The organism is Agrobacterium sp. 22-223-1 (assembly GCF_053522385.1).
Genome location: NZ_JBNWCN010000007.1, coordinates 76,298 through 96,939 on the forward strand (window position 1 = coordinate 76,298; position 20,642 = coordinate 96,939).

Annotated in this window: 22 protein-coding genes and 1 tRNA gene; 13 read left to right on the forward strand and 10 right to left on the reverse strand. The window is 60.7% G+C overall.

Annotation, left to right across the window (positions count from 1 at the left end):
* Window positions 1–40: 40 nt before the first annotated feature.
* The 3 genes from ACQZ60_RS23020 to ACQZ60_RS23030 form a co-directional block, all read right to left on the reverse strand.
* Entirely contained in the window at window positions 41–1,228 is a 1,188-nt protein-coding gene (locus ACQZ60_RS23020) for a M24 family metallopeptidase (RefSeq protein WP_448736199.1), read from the reverse strand.
* Window positions 1,229–1,781: 553 nt separating this feature from the next.
* The gene (locus ACQZ60_RS23025) at window positions 1,782–2,531 is read right to left on the reverse strand and encodes an SDR family oxidoreductase (protein ID WP_031233481.1); all 750 of its coding nucleotides are present in this window, start codon (window positions 2,529–2,531) and stop codon (window positions 1,782–1,784) included.
* On the reverse strand, window positions 2,528–3,142 hold the full coding sequence (locus ACQZ60_RS23030) for a nucleoside 2-deoxyribosyltransferase (protein ID WP_448736200.1): 615 nt from the start codon (window positions 3,140–3,142) through the stop codon (window positions 2,528–2,530). Before ACQZ60_RS23030 ends, ACQZ60_RS23025 begins: the two co-directional genes overlap by 4 nt.
* A 176-nt stretch (window positions 3,143–3,318) precedes the next feature.
* On the opposite strand from ACQZ60_RS23030, the gene ACQZ60_RS23035 reads away from it, so the two are divergent.
* From ACQZ60_RS23035 to ACQZ60_RS23050, 4 genes are all read left to right on the forward strand, one after another.
* Window positions 3,319–3,945: a ribonuclease D gene (locus ACQZ60_RS23035; RefSeq protein WP_035263279.1), complete on the forward strand. Its 627-nt coding sequence runs from the start codon at window positions 3,319–3,321 to the stop codon at window positions 3,943–3,945.
* Between the two features lie 83 nt (window positions 3,946–4,028).
* Window positions 4,029–5,258, forward strand: coding sequence for a hypothetical protein (locus ACQZ60_RS23040; protein WP_448736201.1), 1,230 nt, complete (start codon window positions 4,029–4,031; stop codon window positions 5,256–5,258).
* 48 nt (window positions 5,259–5,306) lie between these two features.
* Window positions 5,307–5,615 (forward strand): hypothetical protein, encoded by a 309-nt coding sequence (locus ACQZ60_RS23045; protein ID WP_003522476.1) that lies wholly within the window; start codon window positions 5,307–5,309, stop codon window positions 5,613–5,615.
* A 254-nt stretch (window positions 5,616–5,869) separates the two neighbouring features.
* Entirely contained in the window at window positions 5,870–7,417 is a 1,548-nt protein-coding gene (locus ACQZ60_RS23050; RefSeq protein WP_448736202.1) for a hypothetical protein, read from the forward strand.
* 148 nt (window positions 7,418–7,565) lie between these two features.
* Here ACQZ60_RS23050 and rpsA read toward each other — a convergent pair whose 3' ends face one another.
* Both rpsA and cmk read right to left on the reverse strand, forming a co-directional pair.
* Window positions 7,566–9,266 (reverse strand): 30S ribosomal protein S1, encoded by a 1,701-nt coding sequence (gene rpsA, locus ACQZ60_RS23055; protein ID WP_003522474.1) that lies wholly within the window; start codon window positions 9,264–9,266, stop codon window positions 7,566–7,568.
* A gap of 170 nt (window positions 9,267–9,436) precedes the next feature.
* Complete coding sequence (cmk, locus tag ACQZ60_RS23060; protein ID WP_035263287.1) at window positions 9,437–10,096, reverse strand: (d)CMP kinase; 660 nt, start codon at window positions 10,094–10,096, stop codon at window positions 9,437–9,439.
* Window positions 10,097–10,296: 200 nt separating this feature from the next.
* On the opposite strand from cmk, the gene ACQZ60_RS23065 reads away from it, so the two are divergent.
* Window positions 10,297–10,683, forward strand: a complete 387-nt coding sequence (locus ACQZ60_RS23065) for a TIGR02300 family protein (protein ID WP_003522472.1) — start codon at window positions 10,297–10,299, stop codon at window positions 10,681–10,683.
* 152 nt (window positions 10,684–10,835) lie between these two features.
* Window positions 10,836–10,911, forward strand: a tRNA-Ala gene (locus tag ACQZ60_RS23070).
* A gap of 75 nt (window positions 10,912–10,986) precedes the next feature.
* Here ACQZ60_RS23070 and ACQZ60_RS23075 read toward each other — a convergent pair.
* Window positions 10,987–11,487: a hypothetical protein gene (locus ACQZ60_RS23075; RefSeq protein WP_035263289.1), complete on the reverse strand. Its 501-nt coding sequence runs from the start codon at window positions 11,485–11,487 to the stop codon at window positions 10,987–10,989.
* Window positions 11,488–11,560: 73 nt separating this feature from the next.
* Window positions 11,561–11,935, reverse strand: coding sequence for a PAS domain-containing protein (locus tag ACQZ60_RS23080; RefSeq protein ID WP_035263291.1), 375 nt, complete (start codon window positions 11,933–11,935; stop codon window positions 11,561–11,563).
* Window positions 11,936–12,141: 206 nt separating this feature from the next.
* Between ACQZ60_RS23080 and ACQZ60_RS23085 the strand changes: the two genes are divergently transcribed.
* From ACQZ60_RS23085 to ACQZ60_RS23115, 7 genes are all read left to right on the forward strand, one after another.
* Window positions 12,142–13,044 carry an NUDIX hydrolase gene (locus tag ACQZ60_RS23085; protein WP_035263305.1) on the forward strand — a complete coding sequence of 301 codons (903 nt, stop codon included), beginning with the start codon at window positions 12,142–12,144 and terminating at the stop codon, window positions 13,042–13,044.
* A 69-nt stretch (window positions 13,045–13,113) separates the two neighbouring features.
* Window positions 13,114–14,085: a quinolinate synthase NadA gene (gene nadA, locus ACQZ60_RS23090; protein ID WP_035263293.1), complete on the forward strand. Its 972-nt coding sequence runs from the start codon at window positions 13,114–13,116 to the stop codon at window positions 14,083–14,085.
* Window positions 14,082–15,653 carry an L-aspartate oxidase gene (locus ACQZ60_RS23095; protein ID WP_035263295.1) on the forward strand — a complete coding sequence of 524 codons (1,572 nt, stop codon included), beginning with the start codon at window positions 14,082–14,084 and terminating at the stop codon, window positions 15,651–15,653. Before nadA ends, ACQZ60_RS23095 begins: the two co-directional genes overlap by 4 nt.
* A gap of 1 nt (window position 15,654) precedes the next feature.
* Window positions 15,655–16,512 carry a carboxylating nicotinate-nucleotide diphosphorylase gene (gene nadC / locus ACQZ60_RS23100; RefSeq protein ID WP_035263296.1) on the forward strand — a complete coding sequence of 286 codons (858 nt, stop codon included), beginning with the start codon at window positions 15,655–15,657 and terminating at the stop codon, window positions 16,510–16,512.
* A 150-nt stretch (window positions 16,513–16,662) separates the two neighbouring features.
* Complete coding sequence (locus ACQZ60_RS23105) at window positions 16,663–16,914, forward strand: GlsB/YeaQ/YmgE family stress response membrane protein (RefSeq protein WP_003522465.1); 252 nt, start codon at window positions 16,663–16,665, stop codon at window positions 16,912–16,914.
* A 12-nt stretch (window positions 16,915–16,926) separates the two neighbouring features.
* Window positions 16,927–17,337, forward strand: coding sequence for a DUF3597 domain-containing protein (locus tag ACQZ60_RS23110; protein ID WP_059756941.1), 411 nt, complete (start codon window positions 16,927–16,929; stop codon window positions 17,335–17,337).
* Window positions 17,338–17,359: 22 nt separating this feature from the next.
* Entirely contained in the window at window positions 17,360–17,548 is a 189-nt protein-coding gene (locus tag ACQZ60_RS23115; RefSeq protein ID WP_003522463.1) for a hypothetical protein, read from the forward strand.
* A gap of 148 nt (window positions 17,549–17,696) precedes the next feature.
* Here the strand turns inward: ACQZ60_RS23115 and cydX are convergent, their stop codons facing one another.
* From cydX to ACQZ60_RS23130, 3 genes are read right to left on the reverse strand one after another with little or no spacing between them, the layout of a single operon-like run.
* Complete coding sequence (cydX, locus tag ACQZ60_RS23120) at window positions 17,697–17,819, reverse strand: cytochrome bd-I oxidase subunit CydX (RefSeq protein WP_003508602.1); 123 nt, start codon at window positions 17,817–17,819, stop codon at window positions 17,697–17,699.
* A 22-nt stretch (window positions 17,820–17,841) separates the two neighbouring features.
* Window positions 17,842–18,999 carry a cytochrome d ubiquinol oxidase subunit II gene (gene cydB, locus ACQZ60_RS23125; protein WP_448736203.1) on the reverse strand — a complete coding sequence of 386 codons (1,158 nt, stop codon included), beginning with the start codon at window positions 18,997–18,999 and terminating at the stop codon, window positions 17,842–17,844.
* Between the two features lie 6 nt (window positions 19,000–19,005).
* On the reverse strand, window positions 19,006–20,583 hold the full coding sequence (locus ACQZ60_RS23130) for a cytochrome ubiquinol oxidase subunit I (protein ID WP_059756945.1): 1,578 nt from the start codon (window positions 20,581–20,583) through the stop codon (window positions 19,006–19,008).
* Between the last annotated feature and the right edge of the window lie 59 nt (window positions 20,584–20,642).

A 20,642-nucleotide genomic window follows, 5' to 3' on the forward strand; every position in this document is an offset into this window, starting at 1 on the left:
GAGCCCCGTGTCGCCGTTCGGTCCTTTGCCTCCCGACCAATTACCCGGCGACCGGCTGAAACAACCGGTCGAGGTTCTTCTCCGGTGGGCAGAACCAGCGCGGTCCCGCCTCCGTCATATAGGCTATATCCTCGAGACGGACGCCGCATTCGCCATAAACGCACAGCATCGGCTCGATGGAAAAACACATGCCCGGCTCCAGCGCCGTGGCATTTCCTGCAACGATATAGGGTTCTTCGTGAATATCCAGCCCAAGCCCGTGGCCGGTGCGGTGCGGCAGGCCGGGAAGCTGATAATCCGGGCCGAAACCGGCCGCTTTCAGGCTGTCGCGCGCGGCCCTGTCCACATCCGAGCAGGCAGCGCCGACTTTGGCTGCGGCAAAGGCCGCCGCCTGCGCGTCGCGCTCGGCGTTCCAGAGGAAACGCTGCCGTTCCGTCGGTTTGCCGAAGACATAGGTGCGGGTGATATCGGAACGATAGCCGTGAAGAATGCCGCCGAGATCGACCAGCACCATATCGCCTTCGCTGAGCGTCTGCGCATGGGGCACGCCATGCGGATAGGCCGTCGCCTCGCCGAACTGCACCGCCACGAAAAGCGGCTTCAGGCCAAGGGCGACATGCGCCGCATTAACGAAATCAGCGACTTCCGTGGTGGAAACGCCGGGACGCAGCCCTTCGAACACGGCCTTCTGCACGCCGTAACTCGCGTCCATCGCCGTCTGGATGATGGCGATCTCGGCTGCGGATTTGACCTGCCGCTGGGCGACGATCATCGGCTGGGCGGAAATGATGCGCCCTTCAAGACGCTGCATGAGGGCCGATGCGAAGACGAAGGGGGTGGCGGGATCGATGGCGACAAGATGACCGGGACAGGCCAGCGCCTCAATGCGCCTTGCCATCAGGTCGAACGGGCTTTCATCCTCTTCCCAGACGGCAACCTCACCCGCAATGCGGATGAGCGTCTGAAGCTTCGGCTCCTCGAAGGTCGGGCTGACATAGACCGGCACACCTTCCGCCGGCACCAGGGCGCCGTGAATGCGCTCGGAAAGACCAAGCGACAGGCCGGTATAATAGGTCAGCGACGATGATGCATCGAGCCAGACCGCCTTGATATTTTGCTGGATCATTCGCGCCTGCAGGCCGCGTAGTCGCAACCTGAGCTCGTCTTCAGCGATCGATGAAACCGCGATCGGCTGAAACCGCTTCAGCGCCTCTTGAAAGTCTGCCATTCTCTCCCCGCCGCTTTCGGGCCGCAGACACAGGCGTGCCGACAACCTCCCAAGCGTTCTTTTGCCCATGCTTAAACACAGGGCGGGGGGTAAGCAATGGCCCGGCAGGGCACGCCACCACAAAACTGTGCAAATTTATCTAGACATAACGAAAATGTGATCGACGCACGCCTGATTTCAACATTCATTGCCTTGACGCGGAAATTCAAAATCCCCCGGAAATCCAAGGGGAGACTGCGGACCGTCTTCAGCACCGAGCCGGTGCACGGGAAGTAAACGGCCAAAAATATTCAAGGAAAAGACGCCCAGAAAAGGAAAAAGCCTGCCGCGGGAGGAGGTGCGGCAGGCTTCAAACTTGATCGGTGATTGGGAGGAGGAGTACCACCGATCCACATCGAGCGACGCTGGGAGGAGGAGTGCGTCGCTTCGATGATTTGAATATAGCGGCATCCGTAATTTTTAACAGAGCAAGTCTCGCAATGCAGCATTGCATTTCTGCATAGCTCGAAAATTCCTGCCCGGTTTTTCAGCACTCCCCAAAATCGCGGGAAAATCAGCTGTCCCGATAGACCTGGAAACCGGCGAAGGACTGGTTGACCGGCATGAGTTCGAGGCTGTTGATGTTGATATGTTTGGGCTGCGAGGCGACCCAGTGGATGGTGTTGGCAATATCGTCAGCCGTGATCGGATTGACGCCCTTGTAGAGATTGTCCGAGGCTTCCTGATTGCCGCCGGTGCGCACCAGCGTAAATTCCGTTTCGCACATGCCGGGCTCGATGGACGTCACCCGCACGCCCTTGCCATGCAGGTCGGAACGCAGGCCGAGCGAAAACTGCCGCAGGAACGCTTTGGTACCGCCATACACATTGCCGCCCGTATAGGGGTAATGCGCAGCCACAGACGAGAGGTTGACGACAATACCCTTGCGCCCGATCAGCGTCGGCAGCAGATGGTGGGTGATGTTCAGGAGACCGGTGATGTTGGTGTCCACCATGATCTGCCAGTCTTTCAAGGGCACCTGCGGTGCGGGCGCGGTGCCGAGTGCGAGACCGGCATTGTTGACGAGAACGTCGATATCCCGGAAGCCTTCCGGCAATCCGGACAGCGCCTTTCCTGTCGCCTCCTCGTCGGTGATATCGAAGGCGAGGCCATGAAAGGCGGAACCGAGCTCCGCGGAAAGCGCCTCCAGCCGTTCCGCCCGCCGGCCCGTGCCGATGACCTTCCAGCCCTCCTTGACGAAGCGCCGCGCCGTGGCCTGTCCGAAGCCGGATGTCGCGCCGGTGATGAGGATGGTTCCGCTCATGATGATGCCTCCACTCTATTGGTTTTTTCAGGGTCAATCGGTGTCAGTAATTTTTCAGCCGCCGCCGCAAGACAGCGCCTGTAGGCCTCGAGATCCGTATACAAAGCCTCTTCGGGAGCATCGCCAACGATGATGACGCCGCCGCGCCGCAAAATCCCGCCATGCAGCATGAGATTGTCGACCATGTCGAAATTCTCGATCGACAGCCCGTCCGGCCCGCGATAACGGCCCGTTTCATCCAGGGTGGCGACGCCGCCATAACGCGCCTTGATGCGGGTGAAGTGATTGGCCGCGACATTGGTATAAGCGAAAACCGGCTTGCCCAGCGCGCACATGAAGCCCAGCTCATAGCTGGTTCCCGTATCGGCGGCGATGCCGCGAAACGGCGTGAGGTTGGCGATCACCGCATCCGCTTCCAGCATCATCCGCTCATCGACGGCATTGATGTTGCAGCCGTGACCGACCCTGGTATCCGCCGGCGGAATTTGCAGATCGCCCGGCGAAAGCGGCGTGAAACCGGCTTCCCGCGCCAGCGAGGCCTTGAGATCGAGCATTTCGCGCGCGTTCGGGAGGAAGACTTCCGGTCCGGCGAGATAGATTTTCTTTGTCATCGGGAATTCATGCGATTTGTCAGGAAAGGATTTCCCGACCCTAACCCGGGGGCTTTCGCAAAGGCAAGTGCCAAGGCCATGCGGCGTGACGCACCGGACGAGCCGATAAAACGGTATCGTCCCGCCGCTCTTTCCGTTATAGCCGGAGCAAGAAACTGGAATTTCTGGAGCAGGACATGGCAGCACCCATCCGTTACCACGAAGGCGATATTTCAGCCGAAGATGCCGCGCGTTACACCGGCGCCATCGCAATCGATACGGAAACGCTGGGACTGGTGCCGCGCCGCGACCGCCTCTGTGTCGTTCAGCTTTCGCCGGGCGACGGCACGGCGGACGTCATACGCATCGCCGCCGGCCAGAGGCAAGCGCCGAACCTCGTGCGGATGCTTGCCGATCCCGCCCGCCAGAAGATTTTTCACTATGGCCGTTTCGATATCGCCGTCCTGTTCCACACCTTCGGCGTGACGACCACGCCGGTCTTCTGCACCAAGATCGCCTCGCGACTGACCCGCACCTATACGGACCGGCACGGGCTGAAGGATAACCTCAAGGAAATGCTGGAAGTCGATATTTCCAAGGCACAGCAATCTTCCGACTGGGCGGCCGAGACCCTGTCGCCGGCGCAGCTCGAATATGCCGCCTCCGACGTGCTGCACCTGCACGCGCTGCGCGACAAGCTGACAGGTCGTCTCGTGCGTGACGGCCGCCTCGACCACGCCGACGCCTGTTTCGCCTTTCTGCCGACGCGCGCGAAGCTCGACCTCCTCGGCTGGGAGGAAACCGATATTTTCGCCCATAGCTGAGCGAGCCCGCATCTGGTTTAAGCACTGATTTACCAGAATTGCCTATTCTCGGCCGCAACTTTGGCGGCCGGGGACTTTGAGGGATGATTACTCCGCTACAGCAGACGGCGGGCATTGCAGTCAGCGACCTCATGCGCTCGATGGTCGAAACCATCGAGGAACGCCAGCGCGAAGAGCAGGAAAAGGCCAACGGTACCAAAAAGGACGATGCGGTCAAGACAAACCCGCAGCCGGACGAAAGCCAGCGCGCCGCCAATGAGAAGATAAGCGCCTATCTCTTCGGCGTCATGAAACCGGATGCCGATGCCTTCGCCTCGCTTGTCTCCCGCTTTTCCTCCGCGCTGGGCATCACACAGGAAAAGGACGAATCGAGCTTTTCCTTCGCACGAAGACTTCAGGATGCGCTGACCCTGACCGACAGTTTCGAAAAAACCGATGCGCAGGGGAAAGCCACGAAGATTTCCCTGAAATCCTTCGGCGTTTCGGAGGCTGAGGTCGTGGACGTGCTGAACAATGGCGTTAACACCAAGACCGATCCCATGGCCGCCCTTGCCGCCCGCATCGCAAAGGGTGCAGGCCTCACAGGCACGGAAGAGGATTTCGGCGAGCAGATGTCGAAAGCCATCATGGCGGCGCGCGCGACCCTGCCGAAAAGCGTCGACGATCTGGAAGAATCGACCGGCCTCAAACAACTCGGCGTCTCCGCCCGGCAGATGATCTCCGCCATCGCCAACCCCTATGGCGATGAGGCGCGCGCCGTGAAGGAGGCCTTGGACGAACAGGCGCAGGGCACCCGCTTCATGACGCGTGAAACCCTGAAGGTCATCCAGCGTCTCGAAGATGTCGCCGATCCCAAAACCAGGGAAGAGTTGCAGGCCGAACGCGGTAAAGATCGTATCGGCGAAATCAACGATGCCGAGGTGAAGGCCGAGCGGGAACAGGATATTCAGGCGCGCGATGCGCAGGGCAAGCTTGAAGACGTGCAGGAGCTTCAGGACGTCGTGAAGGAGCATATCGATGCTTCCGGCGACGAAAAAACGGAAGGCGTCGATCCGCAGGCGTCGGCCGACACATCGTCGGAAACGGCCCTGATCGCCGTGCTTGCGGCTGTGCCGGCTGAGCAAGCCGCCCCGGCGGAAAACGAAAATGAGCCTGCGGAGACAGACGCGGGCACCGATCCGGCCGATGCGGAAGACGACGGCGAAAAACTGCTCGATGCGCAGGCGCTTGTCGAAGACACCCGCAACGCCATTTTGCCGATCTCGATCGACGACAATGGCCTTTATGAACTGCTGAAGAAAAAGGCGGCATGATTGCCGCGTCCGATCGTCACTTGAGCGAAACATGATGTGAGTTCAGACATGACCGATATTTCCGGCCTATCCGGCAGCGCCGTTTACGACACAGAACCCAATGCCGCGCAGGCGCTGCTATCCATGGCCGCCCCGTCGCTCGTTCCGGATGATGCGGCCTTCACCGCGCCCGCTGAGGAAGACAGCCTCATCGACCCGGTCAACATTCAACCGGATCGAAATCTTCCCAAGGCAAGCTGGCTCGATGCCATGCCGCCGGAAGCTTTTGAGACGGCGCCCAGCGATCCCGACCATATTTCCTCGGTCAATTCCGACGATAACGGCCTTTACCGCATGTTCATCGGCGTTTCGCCCTGACCGGACGCGCAATTCCTTGGTTAGCCAAATCTTAATATCTGCAAGCCAAGATTGAGCTTGATGATTCTGTATGCGCTGCAACCGGCATTGCGGTCAGAGGCGTATACGGCGCTCCCGCATGAGCGGGCGAGATGACACCTGTCCATCACCGGCGCGGCGATTTTTCAACATTCAAGCCAGATGCGGATCACAGAGCCAATGGGGATTGGCCCTTTCGCAGCCAGCGGCGGTCACCGATAGAAACGGAGCGCAGCATGTTACCGCCTGTACCGAAAATTGCGGCAACCGATGCCGCCTATGGAACCACGGTTTCACTGACGCCGCGCGAGCAGGTGAAACAGACTGCACCGCCGCAACCGAACACTCCCGCCCCTGAAAACAGCAGCCTTTTTGCCCGCGCGGCAATCGCCTCCCTTACCAGCGAATTTCAGCTCTCGCGCAGCACCGCCGTTCTGGCGGAAGCGCTCGGCAAGCTGATGAACCTGCCCCGGCGGGATGGCGAAGCCATAGAGACCTATGTGACGCGGCTGACGGAGGCGCTCCGCACCCTGCCCGCGCCACAACGCCTGGCGCTGGAACAGCAGGTCGGCAAGGCCCTGCAGGGCCTGACCCTTTCGATGCTCGCCGAAATCCTGAAACAGCCGACCGGGCCGGATGCTGCCCGCCTCGCGTTGTTGATCGAGCTTTCCCGTTACAAGGGAACGGATCTTGCGGCAAAGGCGGTGGTTTCCTCCTATCAGCAGAACAATTCCTCCAATCCTGCCCCTGCGCAATCGGCCCAGCCGAAACAGCAGAACGCACCGAGCCAGAATGCGGAAGCTCGCCCGTCTCCGGCCGCGACAGCGCAGGCGGCAAATTCCGCCACCGTCAGCCGGCTCCTGCCGCTGCTCATCGGGCCGCTCGCGCTCAGTGGCGCAGCGATGAAAGCCACGGTGGCGGCGCTAACGGCGCAACTGGACCCCCGGCCCACGCTTTCCACTCCGCCTGCCGACACACATGATACGCCGACCAATGCCGCAAGGCCGGATGGAAGAGCCGAAAACACGATACGTCCGCTTCCGCCACAAATCGGCAGCGCGATGAAGGAAGTATCGGCCGAGGCCCGCCCGGCAAATCCGCCCCGCGCCGAAACCGGCGAAGCCCGCCCTGCCCTTGCGCATCGGGAGACGATGAAGCCGGAGCAGAAAGAGATCCGCACGGGCCTTACCCCGCCATCCGGTTTGTTCGCAGACGACGCCGAGACCGTGAACAGCCTGCTGCTTGCCGCCACCGCCGGCAAACTTCCGCTCAAGCCGACCGGCACGCAAGAGCCTCCGCCCGCGCCGCAGGGTGTTGCGCAGCAACCGTCCGACGATCAGCCCGCCGAAAAATCGGCCCTCGCAACAGCCGCCGCCCGCCCCTCGGGTGAGGAAACGGAAACGGCGACCCATCGCCCCGAAACCCAGCCGCTGCCTCGGGCCATGCTGGACCCGGAAGCGAGAATGGCGATGCTGGAGCAATCGGCTTCGCAATCGTTGATCGCCGCGGCTCTGGTAAAAGACGGCACACCGCTGCCGCTCGTCGCCTATCCGCCGGCGGATGAGGACTATGAATCGGAAACGCCGCCGCGCGGAGGCGGTCCGTTTTCCGAGGATGAGGCAAATGACGAGGCCGAAGCCGGCGCTGATAATTCCGACGGTCAGGACGAAAAAGAAGAACGTATCGCCGCCAATGACGGGATCGACACGCAGGAAAGCCCGACAGCGGTGGCTTCCGACGACAGCGCGGAAAATTATTATCTGAAGATGAGCGGCATGCTCTGAATTCGGCGTGGTCAGATTGGAATGTAAGTCGCGCCAATGACGTCGAGAGAAGCCTTACCCTTCGCGCTCAAGCGGGCAAGGCCCGTTGAACCCAACAAAAAACCCGCCGGAAATTCCGGCGGGTTCTTCATTTCAAAGATCGGAGCGATTATTCGCCGCGGTTCTTCAGAGCCGCGCCGAGGATGTCGCCGAGCGAAGCGCCCGAGTCGGACGAACCGAACTGTGCGACGGCTTCCTTCTCTTCAGCGATTTCCAGAGCCTTGATCGAAAGCATGACCTTGCGGTCCTTCTTCGAGAAGTTGACGACGCGGGCGTCGACAACCTGGCCAACCGAGAAGCGCTCGGGGCGCTGCTCGTCGCGGTCACGGGAAAGGTCAGCGCGACGGATGAACGAGGTGAGGTCTTCGTGGTTGACGAGCTTCACTTCGATGCCGCCATCGTTGACGCCGATGACTTCAGCGGAAACGACTGCGTTCTTGCGCAGGTCGCCGGAAGAAGCGGCTTCGCCGACAGCATCCTTGCCGAGCTGCTTGATGCCGAGCGAGATGCGTTCCTTCTCGACGTCAACGTCGAGAACGACAGCCTTGACGACGTCACCCTTGTTGTACTCTTCGATGACCTGCTCGCCCGGACGGTTCCAGTCGAGATCCGACAGGTGAACCATGCCGTCGACATCGCCTTCGAGGCCGATGAACAGACCGAATTCGGTCTTGTTCTTGACTTCGCCTTCAACTTCAGTGCCGGCCGGATGGCTGTAGGCAAATGCCTGCCACGGGTTTTCCAGCGTCTGCTTGAGGCCGAGCGAGATACGGCGCTTGGACGGATCGACTTCGAGAACGACAACGTCGACTTCCTGGCTCGTGGACAGGATCTTGCCGGGATGGACGTTCTTCTTGGTCCAGGACATTTCGGAAATGTGGATCAGGCCTTCGATGCCCGGCTCCAGCTCGACGAATGCACCGTAGTCGGTGATGTTCGTGACCGTACCGGAGATCTTCTTGCCAACCGGGTACTTGGCGGAGATGCCATCCCACGGATCGGACTCGAGCTGCTTCATGCCGAGCGAGATACGGTGGGTTTCCTGGTTGATGCGGATGATCTGAACCTTGACCTGCTGGCCAATGTTGAGGATTTCCGAAGGATGGTTGACGCGGCGCCATGCCATGTCGGTGACGTGCAGCAGGCCGTCGATGCCGCCGAGGTCAACGAACGCACCGTAATCGGTGATGTTCTTGACGACGCCGTCAACAACCTGGCCTTCTTCGAGGTTCTGAACGATTTCAGAACGCTGCTCGGCACGCGACTCTTCGAGAACCGTGCGACGCGAAACAACGATGTTGCCGCGACGCTTGTCCATCTTGAGGATTTCGAAGGGCTGCGGGTTGTGCATCAGCGGGGTAACGTCGCGGATCGGACGGATGTCGACCTGCGAACGCGGAAGGAAGGCAACAGCGCCGTCCAGATCGACGGTGAAACCACCCTTGACCTGGTTGAAGATAACGCCTTCGACGCGCTCGCCAGCTTCGAACTTGGCTTCGAGCTTGACCCAGCTTTCTTCGCGGCGAGCCTTCTCGCGCGACAGAACGGCTTCGCCGAGAGCGTTTTCGATGCGCTCGACGTAAACTTCGACTTCGTCGCCGACCTTCAGCGTGCCGTCCTTGGACTTCGCGCCGAATTCCTTCAACGGTACGCGGCCTTCAACCTTGAGGCCGACGTCGACGATGGCAACGTCCTTCTCGATTGCCGTTACGATACCCTTGGCAACATAGCCTTCGGCAAGATCGTTGGAGGCAAAGGATTCTTCGAGAAGCGCTGCGAAATCTTCGCGCGTGGGGGTAGATACTGACATGAAATCTCCTGATTGCATCCGCGCTATGGCGAATACAAAAGCGCCGGTGGGCTAGTGTTGTTGATACCCGACCCCATGCCCGCCTTTTCAAAAGGCTTTCCGGCGCAAGGACATGTCTTCGGGCAATTCCGGACTAAACGCAGACGGCAGGAAGCCGTTCCGCGAGAAACCTATCTCTTCAGGGCGGCGTCGATGATCGTCCGCGCGGCCTGAAACGCCGCCTCTATACTCATTTCCGACGTATCTAGCAAGTGCGCGTCTTCAGCCGGCTTCAACGGGCTGTCGGCGCGGCCCATATCGCGCTCGTCGCGTTTTTTCACTTCAGCGAAAATTGCATCATAATCGCCGCTGCCACCATTGGCCAGAATTTCATCGTAACGGCGTCGCGCCCGCACGTCCGCAGAGGCCGTGACGTAAAGCTTCACCGGCGCCTCAGGGCACACCACCGTGCCGATGTCCCGTCCGTCAAGCACCGTGCCCGGCTCCTTTGCGGCAAAACGCTGCTGCGCCTTCACGAGCGCACGCCTCACCGGCGTCATCACCGCGATTTTGGATGCGGCCTCACCGATATCGTGCCGGGAAAGAACGGCGCGATCGAGCCCCGCAAGATCGACTTCCAGCGCGATCTTCTCAGCCACGGCCTCATCATCGAGCGGCAGGCCCGCATCCAGAAGCGCCTTGGCGGTCGCCCTGTAGGTCAGGCCGGTATCGAGATGGTGGAAACCATAGGTCTCGGCAATCCTGCGCGACAGGGTTCCTTTGCCCGCCGCAGCCGGCCCGTCTATGGCGATCGTGAAGGTCATGAAGCTTTCCGCCTGTGCATTCGTCATTCATATAATTAGAGTGCGCAACACCTTCCTATTTATATCGGCATCCCCGCATAGGGGTTGCGCCGAGGCAGGCGGCACCCGAAGTTTGTCTTTGACACGAAAGAGCGCAACGATTAAGGGGACCGGCTATAAATTTTACCGTCTATGCCGGTTTTACGGCGTACACACCGAAACTCATTCGACAATTTGAGGCTTAGACAGTGGCAAAAGCGGAACTTGGTACCAAGCGCACAGACCCCGATACCGGCAAGAAGTTCTACGACCTGAACCGCGATCCGGTCGTTTCTCCCTACACCGGCAAGTCCTGGCCGCTCTCCTTCTTCGAGGAAAGCACCGCCCAGGCCAAGATGGAGCAGGCTGAAGAAGAGGAAGTGGCGGAAGTCGATACCGAAAACACGGAAGTCGAACTCGTCTCGCTGGAAGATGCCGATGGCGACAACAACGGCGACGATATCCCCGATCTCGGCGACGACGATGACGTCGAAATTGATGACGACGACGACACCTTCCTCGAAACCGACGACGAAGATGACGACGACGACATGTCCGGCATCATCGGCGTATCGGGCGACGACGAAGAAGCTTGATTTTACTTGATAATTCGGCCCGACGACAAAAAAATGACGCCGGGCCGTTTTTTATGCTTGCACTCGTCGGAAAGCCGCAGTAGTAAGCCGCCACCGAACGGAACAACAACCGCTTCGGTTCCCGGAACCGGAAGAAATGCCGGAACCCTTATGGGGCTATAGCTCAGCTGGGAGAGCGCTTGCATGGCATGCAAGAGGTCAGCGGTTCGATCCCGCTTAGCTCCACCAAACCTTCCCAGACAAAAATACCTTCCCTTCGGCCAGTGGCTCTTGCGCATCTCGCAAGCCGTTCGATCCGATCGCCTATTGCAGCAGCGCCCGCACATCCTGCCCGTTGATCCGGCACTCCACGGAACCGCCGGCACCACCTTCCTCCACCGTCCGACATTCCAGATATCTGCCGCGCAGCCGGTTCTCCAGCGCCTTGAAGGCGTTGAGGCCGCAGGCGTAACGGCGGCCGTCGGGGCCGGTGCAGACGCGGTTGCGCTCAACATCCTCCACGCCGGCGAGGCGGAATTCCTGGCCCTTGAAAGTGAAGCGGCTGCTGGAGATGACGCGCAGGCGCTGGTCCGCATGCATTTTCAGCGGATAAAGATCGGGAGGCGTCGGAATGCGCTCGTAATTTTGGCTACGCGGATCGACCCGCACCGGCGAGGTCGTCCAAAGCAGTTCCGTATTGGCCGCAAGGCCTGCTGGCGCCGGGGTTGCCTCGCCATTGATGAGCGAGGCGATGCGGATGCCGGCTATACCGAGGCCAATGGCCAGAACGATCTGAAACAGCAAAATTGCGATCTGCCGGACCATGTCACCGCAACATCAAAACAATGAACGAATTAAAATCGATCGGCCGCCGCCTCGCGAAGAGGTCCGCCGCTTATCACATCAATAAAATCTTGCCGGCACTGACATCACGCACCGTGCCCATGGCCATGATCGGGATCCGGTCGCCATCCAGGATCACCCGCCCCGTTGTCCGCAGCCAGCGGAAACCGCCAACTTTGAGCTCAATGCGGTATTCCTGATCATAAAACACGCCATTTGTCAGCGAATTATAGACCGCCTTGGCGACACGCGCCCGCGAGTCGCTTTCGATCTGCGCGATGAAATCTTCGACCGGAATGCCACAGGCGGCTTCTTCCGGCGAAAATTCGCGCAGGCGGGCGGCCACGGCATCCAGATAAACCAGATTTTGCCCGACATTCCAGGTGTAGTAACCCACAAGTGTCTCTTCGAGAGATATGTTTTCCAACATCGGCCTTCTACAGTCTGAAATGCTCGTGCGGGTCTGTAACATATCAGATGACGGACGACTAACCACAAGAATTCATCCTTTTGTCTGATGGCGTCCCGTTTTCAGTCAGACTACTTATCGACAGCCCTTTTCGGCCGCCATGTTGGCGAAGCAACCTTCCTGTGCCAAAGAAGATTGATCTTGCGCCAACGACCAGAGGAGCCGCCGTGACCATCGGGCTTGCCCATGCCGAACTCATCGCCGTCGTCACCGCCATCACCACGGATGAGCCGCGGGTCATGACCGTTCGGGAAGGCGCAGCGCTTCCGTCGGGACCGTTCGAATTCGGGCACAGAACGCTCCAGAGCGGCTTGCGGGAATGGATTCACGAACAGACCCATCACCCCGTCGGTTATCTCGAACAGCTCTATACTTTTGCCGATCGCGACCGCAACAACGACATTTTAGGCGGCAGAACCATCTCCATCGGTTATCTCGGGCTGGTTCGCGAACAGGAAGCCTCCGGCGGCAAACGCCCGCTCTGGCACGGCTGGTACGAATATTTCCCCTGGGAGGATCACCGTCAGGGACGCCCGGAAGTTCTAGGGGGCATCATCGACAGGCTGCGCGCCTGGGCGGATTCCGATCCCGCCTCAAAAAGCCAGCGCCATTTGCGCGCCGATTTCACCTTCGGCCTCGATGGCGGCGGCTGGAACGAGGAATTGACCCTGCAGCGTTACGAGTTGCTGTATGAAGCCGGGCTGGTCGAAGAGGCGCAGGGCGAACCGCGGATCAATTTCGGCAGGCCGATGTTTGCCGATCACCGCCGCATCCTTGCCACCGGCATCGCGCGTCTGCGGGCCAAGATCAAATATCGACCGGTAGTGTTCGAACTGATGGCCGACGCCTTCACGCTCCTGCAGCTACAGCGCGCCATCGAGGCGCTGGCGGGGCTTACGCTGCACAAGCAGAACTTCCGCCGGCTGATCGAACAGCAGCAACTGGTGGAAGAGACCGGCGAGATGGCCACCGAAACCGGCGGACGCCCGGCAAAGCTCTTCCGCTTCCGACAGACCGTTCTCGATGAACGCGCCCTTTCCGGAACGAAACTGCCGCTCTCCCGCAATTGACATATGCTCACAATGAGAATATGTCTTTGTCCTAGATATACTCAAAAAGAGTATAAATGGGAGAGCACCGTGAACGAGCAGATTTCCGCCGCAAGCCTTTATGACCGCGTTGCCCGCGTCATTCCCAAGGCCGAATGGATGGGCTTTCAGGACGATGTGGAGGCGATCCTCGAGCTGAAGCGCAAGCGCAACGCCGTCATCCTCGCCCATAATTACCAGACACCGGAAATCTTCCACGGCGTCGCCGATATCGTTGGCGACAGCCTCGCCCTTGCCCGCAAGGCGATGGAGGTGGAGGCGGATGTCATCGTTCTGGCCGGCGTGCATTTCATGGCCGAGACGGCAAAGCTGCTCAATCCGGAAAAAACCGTGCTCATTCCGGATATGGCCGCCGGTTGTTCGCTGGCCGATTCCATCACGCCCGAGGACATCGCGCTTCTGCGCAAGGCCTATCCCGGCGTTCCGGTCGTGACCTACGTGAACACCTCCGCCGCGGTGAAGGCGGCGTCTGACATCTGCTGCACCTCCGGCAATGCCCGCCAGGTGGTGGAATCACTCGGCGTACCGCGCGTGCTGATGTTGCCGGATGAATATCTGGCGAAGAACGTGGCGCGGGAAACCAATGTCGAGCTGATCGCCTGGCGCGGCCATTGCGAGGTGCATGAACTGTTCACCGCCGATGATATTCGCGAATTGCGCGAAAGCCATCCGGGCGTCACCGTGCTGGCGCATCCGGAATGTCCGCCCGATGTCGTCGAGGCTGCGGATTTTTCCGGCTCCACCGCCGTCATGTCGGATTATGTCGGCCGCGAGCGCCCTGCCCGCGTGGTGCTTTTGACGGAATGCTCGATGAGCGACAATGTCGCCGTGCATCACCCGGATGTCGAATTCATCCGCCCCTGCAATCTCTGCCCGCATATGAAGCGCATCACGCTTGGCAATATCCGCGCGGCGCTGGAGGAAAACCGCCACGAAGTGACGGTCGACCCGGCCATCGCTGTCGCCGCCCGCCGCGCAGTGGAAAGGATGCTGGAAGTATGAGCGAACGCCTCCCGCTGCATACGGGCTGGACGGTCATTGTCGGCAGCGGCATTGCGGGCCTGATGGCGGCGCTGACGCTTGCGCCGCAACCCGTGCTGCTTCTGACACGTGGCGTTCTCGGCGGCGAAACGTCTAGCGCCTGGGCGCAGGGCGGCATTGCCGCCAGCCTCGGGCCGGACGATAGCGCCGCACTGCATCTTGCCGATACGCTCGCCGCAGGCGACGGCCTCTGCGACGCGGAAATGGCCGCAGAGATCGTTTCCGCCGCTCCCGCCGTCATCGAGGCGCTGGAGCGGGCCGGGGTGCGCTTCGACCGGGATGCCGAAGGCAGGCTCGTTTTCGGGCTGGAGGCCGCCCATGGCAGAAGGCGCATCCTGCATGCCGAAGGGGACGGGTCAGGCGCGGCCATCGTCAGGGCCCTCGCCGCCGCCGTTCTTCGCACGCCCTCCATAACCATTCTGGAAGGCACGGAGGTTCGCCGCCTGCTGACAGAAGACGGCGTCATCGTTGGTCTCGCCTGCATCGGGCCAAAAGGCTGCTTCACTTTGCCGACAAGCCAGGTCGTTCTCGCCACCGGCGGCCTCGGCGGGCTTTATGAGGCGACGACCAATCCCTCCGGCAATTTCGGGCAGGGCATCATGCTCGCCGCCCGCGCCGGCGCTTTCCTCGCCGATATGGAATTCGTGCAATTCCATCCGACGGCGCTTTCCTCGCCCAGACGGCCGCTGGCGCTGGTGAGCGAAGCGGTGCGGGGCGAAGGCGCACTGCTTCTCAATGAAAACGGCGAACGTTTCATGGCGGGAGTTCCGGGTGCGGAACTCGCCTCGCGCGATATAGTCGCCCGCGCCATCGACCGCGAAATACTGCGTGGCGGCAAGGTCTTTCTCGATGCCCGCAAGGCGCTCGGCTCCGGCTTTTCCGCCCGCTTCCCCTTGATCGACCTGCTCTGCCGCGAAGCCGGGATAGACCCCGCCCGTGAGCTCGTTCCGGTGCGCCCGGCGGTGCATTACCATATGGGCGGCGTCGCCACCGATGGTAAAGGCCGAAGCTCGGTGCCGGGTCTCTGGGTTGCCGGCGAAACCGCCTGCACGGGGCTGCATGGCGCGAACCGGCTTGCCAGCAATTCCCTGCTGGAAGCGGCGGCCATGGGCATGCGCGCGGCGCAAGACATTGCCGGCAGGCCGGCATATGCGGGAAAACAGGCAGCGGATATCGCAACGCTCCCCGTGCCCGATTTCCCGGCAGCCGACCTCTCCCCCGTCCGGCCCATCGTTTCCCGCCATCTCGGCATCGTAAGACATGCGGAAGGGCTGACGGGCGCGATCCGCGATCTTCTGCCACTGGCTGAGCGGAGCGGCCCGGCATCCGATCCTGCCCTTGTCGCGCTGGCCATCGCCGTCTTTGCGGCGCTGCGCACGGAATCGCGCGGCGCGCATTTCCGTGACGATTTCCCTGAAAAACATACAACGGCCACGAGGCGCAGGCTGAACCTCAGCGACGTCCTCACCATCGCCCATGAATTCTCCTCTTCCAGCCATTCTTCGGCCAGCCTTGCGCGGAGCGCCTGACATGACCCTTTCACCCCTGCCACGCCTCATCATCGAACCGCTCGTGCGCAACGCTCTTCTGGAAGACCTTGGACTGGCGGGCGACATCACGTCCGCCGCCGTCATTCCCGCCGATCATCGCTCGGTCGTCGTCATGGCCGCGCGCGAACCGGGCGTTATTGCCGGTCTCGACGCGGCGGAACTGGCTTTCCAGCTCGTGGATCCGGCCATCGTGATGAAACGGCATGTGCAGGATGGGGCCGCCGTGGCGCCCGGCGATATCATCGCAACGATCGAAGGCCCCTCGCGCGGCCTTCTGACGGCGGAGCGCACGGCGCTGAATTTTCTCGGCCACCTGTCGGGCATCGCTTCCGTCACCGCAAAAATCGCTGCCGCCATTGCCGGCACCAAGGCCTCGGTCGCCTGCACCCGCAAGACGACGCCGGGGCTGAGAGCGCTGGAAAAATATGCCGTGCGCGCCGGCGGCGGCATGAACCACCGGTTTGCGCTTTATGACGCCGTTCTCATCAAGGACAACCATATCGCCGTGGCCGGCGGCGTGCGCGACGCCATCCGCCGCGCCCGGCAGGGCGTGGGGCATCTCGTCAAGATCGAGGTGGAGGTCGATACGCTTGCGCAGTTGCGCGAGGTCATGGATGAGGGCGTCGATGCGGTCCTTCTCGACAATATGACATCCGAACAGCTGCGCGAGGCGGTGGGGATCGTCGCCGGTCGCGCCATTACCGAAGCGTCCGGCCGCATCAATCCGCAGACGGCCGCAGCCATCGCCGCAACCGGCATCGATCTCATCTCCGTCGGCTGGCTGACCCACAGCGCGCCGGTTCTCGATATCGGCCTCGACTTTCAAAGCCAGAGCTAAAGAATATGCGGCACACAGTTCGCCGCAGGGAACCAATCGCCCATATCATCGTTATTGCTAGGCCTGAGGTCTATTCAAGGCGGGGGGATCAGTGCGCGCAAAAGCCTGTCCATATGCCTGCGGACCTCTCTCACAAAGGAAAGGCTTGTTATGGAAGACGCACAAGTTGGCTGGATTGCAGCAATCATCATCGGCGGCGTAGCCGGTTGGCTCGCCGAACAGTTCATGAAAAGCAATATGGGTCTTTTCATGAACATTATCCTCGGCATTGTCGGCGCCATCGTCGCCAATTTCCTTCTGGGGCTCGTGGGCATTTCGCTCGGAGGCTGGATTGGCTATCTCATCGCCGGTTTCATCGGCGCCTGCATTCTCATCGCCGTCGGGCGGGCATTTCGCCGCTAAGGGGAGGACACCATGAGCTTTTTCGACAAGATCAAGAACGCCATTTTCGGCAAGGCCGAGGCCGCGCCTCAGACTTCGGCTCCGGCCGGCACGCCGGCAGCCACGGCAAGCCCGGCCGCACCGGCAGCACCCGCTCCGACAGCCGCGGCTCCGGCCCCCGCCGGCAATGTCGACGTCGCTTCGATCCTGGATGCGGCGGTCAAGCAGAACGGCCAGAAACTCGACTGGAAACATTCGATCGTCGACCTTCTGAAAGCGCTCAATCTGGACAGCAGCCTCAGCGCCAGGAAGGAACTGGCCGGTGAACTCGGCTATACCGGCGACACTTCGGATTCGGCGACCATGAACATCTGGCTGCACAAGGCCGTCATCAAGAAGCTGTCCGAAAACGGCGGCAAGGTTCCGGCCGACCTTCTGGATTGAACCGATAAACGGGAGCGCCGCGATGGACGACTATTCCAGCCTTCGAGAACAGATCGGCCAGGACCTCGACACCCTGCACAGGACCGAGAATCCGAAGTCGATCTTCGAGATCGCCGACGACTATCTTCTGGGAAATCCAAATCTCAAGAGGGCCATCGTCGAAGACATCATCAAGGAAGAAGCGGACAAGCGCGGCATCGCGATCCACTGACGCCGCGCGTCGCACGCACGGCTGTTTACCCAAAAGGGCGGCATCCCAACCGGATGCCGCCCTTGTATATTTGGCGGAGTTGCATCATCCGCACTCCGTCACCCCGGACCAGATCCGGCATGACGGAGGAGAGGCTTCCGCCGAAGCCCTATTTATCCAGCTTCGCTTCGGCCTTTTTCGCGTTTTCTTCCATCAACTCATACCACATGGCGTTCATGACGGCGAAGATGGCGGCAAGAGGCAGGCCGAGCAGCCAGGCGAAATACCACATGTTCGATCTCCTTCTTTCTCAATCAATAAGCATGACCGCTGTCGTCGCGGATCGCCTTTTCATCCACCTTGCCCCACAGCACGCGATAGACCCATGACGTATAGGCGACGATGATCGGGATGAAGATGAGGGCGACGACCAGCATGATGAACAGCGTCATATGGCTGGAAGATGCATCCCAGACCGTCAGGCTCGACTTCGGATCGACCGAAGACGGCAGGATGAAGGGAAACATCGTCAGCCCCACCGTTGCGATGATGCCGAAAATGGCGAGCGAGCTGGAAAGCAGTGCCAGCACTTCCCTACGGACCCGGAGCAAGACGAAAGCGACAAGCGGGAAGGCAAGACCGAGCGCCGGCGCCAACATCATCCAGGGATGCGCCGCATAATTGGCAAACCAGACACCGCCCGCAACCTCGACTGTCTTCGACAGCGGATTGGACGGACCGTCGGTCACGACCTCCGAGGTGAAGCGATAGCCATCGACACCGAGCCACAGAAAGACGCCGCCGAGCGCAAAAAGAACGGTGGTGGCAAGGGCCGCAATGCTGCCGAAACCGCGAGCGCGGGCCGCGACTGGACCATCCGTTTTCAGCACCAGCCATGCCGCACCGTGCATGACGAGCATGGCGACGGATACGAGGCCGCAGAGGATGGCGTAGGGGTTCAGAAGCTCGAACAGCGTCGTGCCATCGTAGAAAATTCTGAGGTCATCATTGAGGTGGAAGGGAACGCCCTGCAGCACATTGCCGATGGCCACGCCGAAGATCAGCGCGGGAACGAAGCCGCCGATGAACAGAGCCCAATCCCAGCCGGTGCGCCAGGCGGCGCTTTCACGCTTGGAGCGATATTTGAAACCGACCGGCCGCAGGATCAGCGCAAACAGGGTGGCGAACATCGCCAGGTAGAAGCCCGAGAATGACACCGCATAAAGCGGCGGCCAGGCGGCGAAGATCGCGCCGCCGCCAAGGATGAGCCAGACCTGATTGCCCTCCCAGACCGGGCCGATGGAATTGATGACGACACGCCGCTCAATATCCGTTTTCGCCACGAAGGGCAGAAGCGCGCCGGTGCCGAGATCGAAACCGCCGGTCACGGCAAAACCGATCAGCACCACGCCGAGCAGCAGCCACCAGATGACGCGGAGGATTTCGTAGTCGATGAGTTGGTGCAATATCATGATCGTTTACTCCGCAGCGACGAGTTTTTCAGGAACGAGCGGCGCTTCCGGCTCATGGTCCGGCTCGGGCCCCTTGCGGATCGCCTTCAGCATCAGCCCCATTTCGACGATGAACAGCACCGTGTAGATGGCGATGAAACACAGGAGCGTGATGAGGACCGTGGAAGCGCTGAGGCTGGAGACGGCCGCGGCCGTGGGCAACACGCCCTCGATGATCCATGGCTGACGGCCGAACTCGGCCACCACCCAGCCCATTTCCGCCGCGATCCACGGCAGGGGAATGGCGAAGACCGCCACTTTCAGCAGCAACGGATAATGATCCAGCCGGCGGCGGGCCGAAAGATAAAAGAACGTCGCCGTCAGCAGGATGAAGAAGATGCCAAGGCCGACCATGATGCGGAACGACCAGAACAGGGTCGGCACATGCGGAATGGTATCCGCCGCCGCCTTGGCGATCTGCTCTTCATTCGCCTGGCGCGGATCGTCGACATATCGTTTCAGCAGCAGGGCATAACCGAGCTCATGGCCGAGTTCGGCAAAGGTGCCGCGCACCTCTTCCGGCAACTCCGCACCCTTGCCGGTGGCGCGTATCTGCATCAGCGCATCATAGGCCTTGATGCCGTCGCGGATGCGGGTCTTGGCCTGCTCCACCAGATCGTTGATGCCCGGAATTTGCGTGTCGAGCGAGCGGGTGCCGATGAGGCCCATCACCCACGGGATCTTCACCGCGAAATGCGTTTCGCGCGCTTCCTGATCGGGAAAACCGATGGCCGTGAAGGGGGCCGGGGCCGGCTCGGTTTCCCACATGGCCTCGATGGAGGCGAGCTTCATCTTCTGGTGTTCGGTGGAGAGATAGCCGCTTTCATCACCCAGCACGACGACCGACAGCGCGGACGCCAGACCGAAGGAGGCGGCGACCGTCATCGAGCGCTTGGCGAGATCGACATGGCGGCCTTTCAGCACATACCAGGCCGAAACGCCGAGCACGAAGATGGAGGCCGTCACGTAACCCGCAGACACCGTGTGAACGAACTTCGCCTGCGCAACCGGGTTGAACAGGACCTCGAAGAAGTCGGTCACTTCCATGCGCATGGTCTGGGGATTGAAAGCGGAGCCCGTTGGGTTCTGCATCCAGCCATTGGCGATCAATATCCACAGCGCCGAGAAATTCGAACCGAGCGCCACGCACCATGTCGCAACGAGATGGCCGAGTTTCGACAGCTTGTCCCAGCCGAAGAAGAACAGGCCGACGAAGGTGGCTTCCAGGAAGAAGGCCATCATGCCTTCGATCGCCAGCGGCGCACCGAAAATATCGCCGACATAATGGCTGTAATAACTCCAGTTCATGCCGAACTGGAATTCCATGACGATGCCGGTGGAAACGCCGAGCACGAAGTTGATGCCGAACAGCGTGCCCCAGAATTTCGTCATCTGCCGCCAGACCGTGCGGCCGGTCATGACATAGACCGTTTCCATGATGGCGATCACCACCGATAGTCCGATCGTCAGGGGAACGAACAGAAAGTGATATAAAGCCGTCACTGCAAATTGCAGGCGCGACAGCGCCACTATGTCGAGTTCCATAGTCTTATCCACCTTTTCCGGAAGGCCGGCCTTCCATTTTCAAGACGACGCCGGCTCTC

What these genes read in the sequence shown, in the direction of transcription:
- ACQZ60_RS23020 (WP_448736199.1), bottom strand. Translation starts at nt 1,228, where the DNA reads ATGGCAGACTTTCAAGAGGCGCTGAAGCGGTTTCAGCCGATCGCGGTT.
- ACQZ60_RS23025 (WP_031233481.1), bottom strand. Translation starts at nt 2,531, where the DNA reads ATGAGCGGAACCATCCTCATCACCGGCGCGACATCCGGCTTCGGACAG.
- ACQZ60_RS23030 (WP_448736200.1), bottom strand. Translation starts at nt 3,142, where the DNA reads ATGACAAAGAAAATCTATCTCGCCGGACCGGAAGTCTTCCTCCCGAAC.
- ACQZ60_RS23035 (WP_035263279.1), top strand. Translation starts at nt 3,319, where the DNA reads ATGGCAGCACCCATCCGTTACCACGAAGGCGATATTTCAGCCGAAGAT.
- ACQZ60_RS23040 (WP_448736201.1), top strand. Translation starts at nt 4,029, where the DNA reads ATGATTACTCCGCTACAGCAGACGGCGGGCATTGCAGTCAGCGACCTC.
- ACQZ60_RS23045 (WP_003522476.1), top strand. Translation starts at nt 5,307, where the DNA reads ATGACCGATATTTCCGGCCTATCCGGCAGCGCCGTTTACGACACAGAA.
- ACQZ60_RS23050 (WP_448736202.1), top strand. Translation starts at nt 5,870, where the DNA reads ATGTTACCGCCTGTACCGAAAATTGCGGCAACCGATGCCGCCTATGGA.
- rpsA (WP_003522474.1), bottom strand. Translation starts at nt 9,266, where the DNA reads ATGTCAGTATCTACCCCCACGCGCGAAGATTTCGCAGCGCTTCTCGAA.
- cmk (WP_035263287.1), bottom strand. Translation starts at nt 10,096, where the DNA reads ATGACGAATGCACAGGCGGAAAGCTTCATGACCTTCACGATCGCCATA.
- ACQZ60_RS23075 (WP_035263289.1), bottom strand. Translation starts at nt 11,487, where the DNA reads ATGGTCCGGCAGATCGCAATTTTGCTGTTTCAGATCGTTCTGGCCATT.
- ACQZ60_RS23080 (WP_035263291.1), bottom strand. Translation starts at nt 11,935, where the DNA reads ATGTTGGAAAACATATCTCTCGAAGAGACACTTGTGGGTTACTACACC.
- ACQZ60_RS23095 (WP_035263295.1), top strand. Translation starts at nt 14,082, where the DNA reads ATGAGCGAACGCCTCCCGCTGCATACGGGCTGGACGGTCATTGTCGGC.
- nadC (WP_035263296.1), top strand. Translation starts at nt 15,655, where the DNA reads ATGACCCTTTCACCCCTGCCACGCCTCATCATCGAACCGCTCGTGCGC.
- ACQZ60_RS23105 (WP_003522465.1), top strand. Translation starts at nt 16,663, where the DNA reads ATGGAAGACGCACAAGTTGGCTGGATTGCAGCAATCATCATCGGCGGC.
- ACQZ60_RS23110 (WP_059756941.1), top strand. Translation starts at nt 16,927, where the DNA reads ATGAGCTTTTTCGACAAGATCAAGAACGCCATTTTCGGCAAGGCCGAG.
- ACQZ60_RS23115 (WP_003522463.1), top strand. Translation starts at nt 17,360, where the DNA reads ATGGACGACTATTCCAGCCTTCGAGAACAGATCGGCCAGGACCTCGAC.
- cydX (WP_003508602.1), bottom strand. Translation starts at nt 17,819, where the DNA reads ATGTGGTATTTCGCCTGGCTGCTCGGCCTGCCTCTTGCCGCCATCTTC.
- cydB (WP_448736203.1), bottom strand. Translation starts at nt 18,999, where the DNA reads ATGATATTGCACCAACTCATCGACTACGAAATCCTCCGCGTCATCTGG.
- ACQZ60_RS23130 (WP_059756945.1), bottom strand. Translation starts at nt 20,583, where the DNA reads ATGGAACTCGACATAGTGGCGCTGTCGCGCCTGCAATTTGCAGTGACG.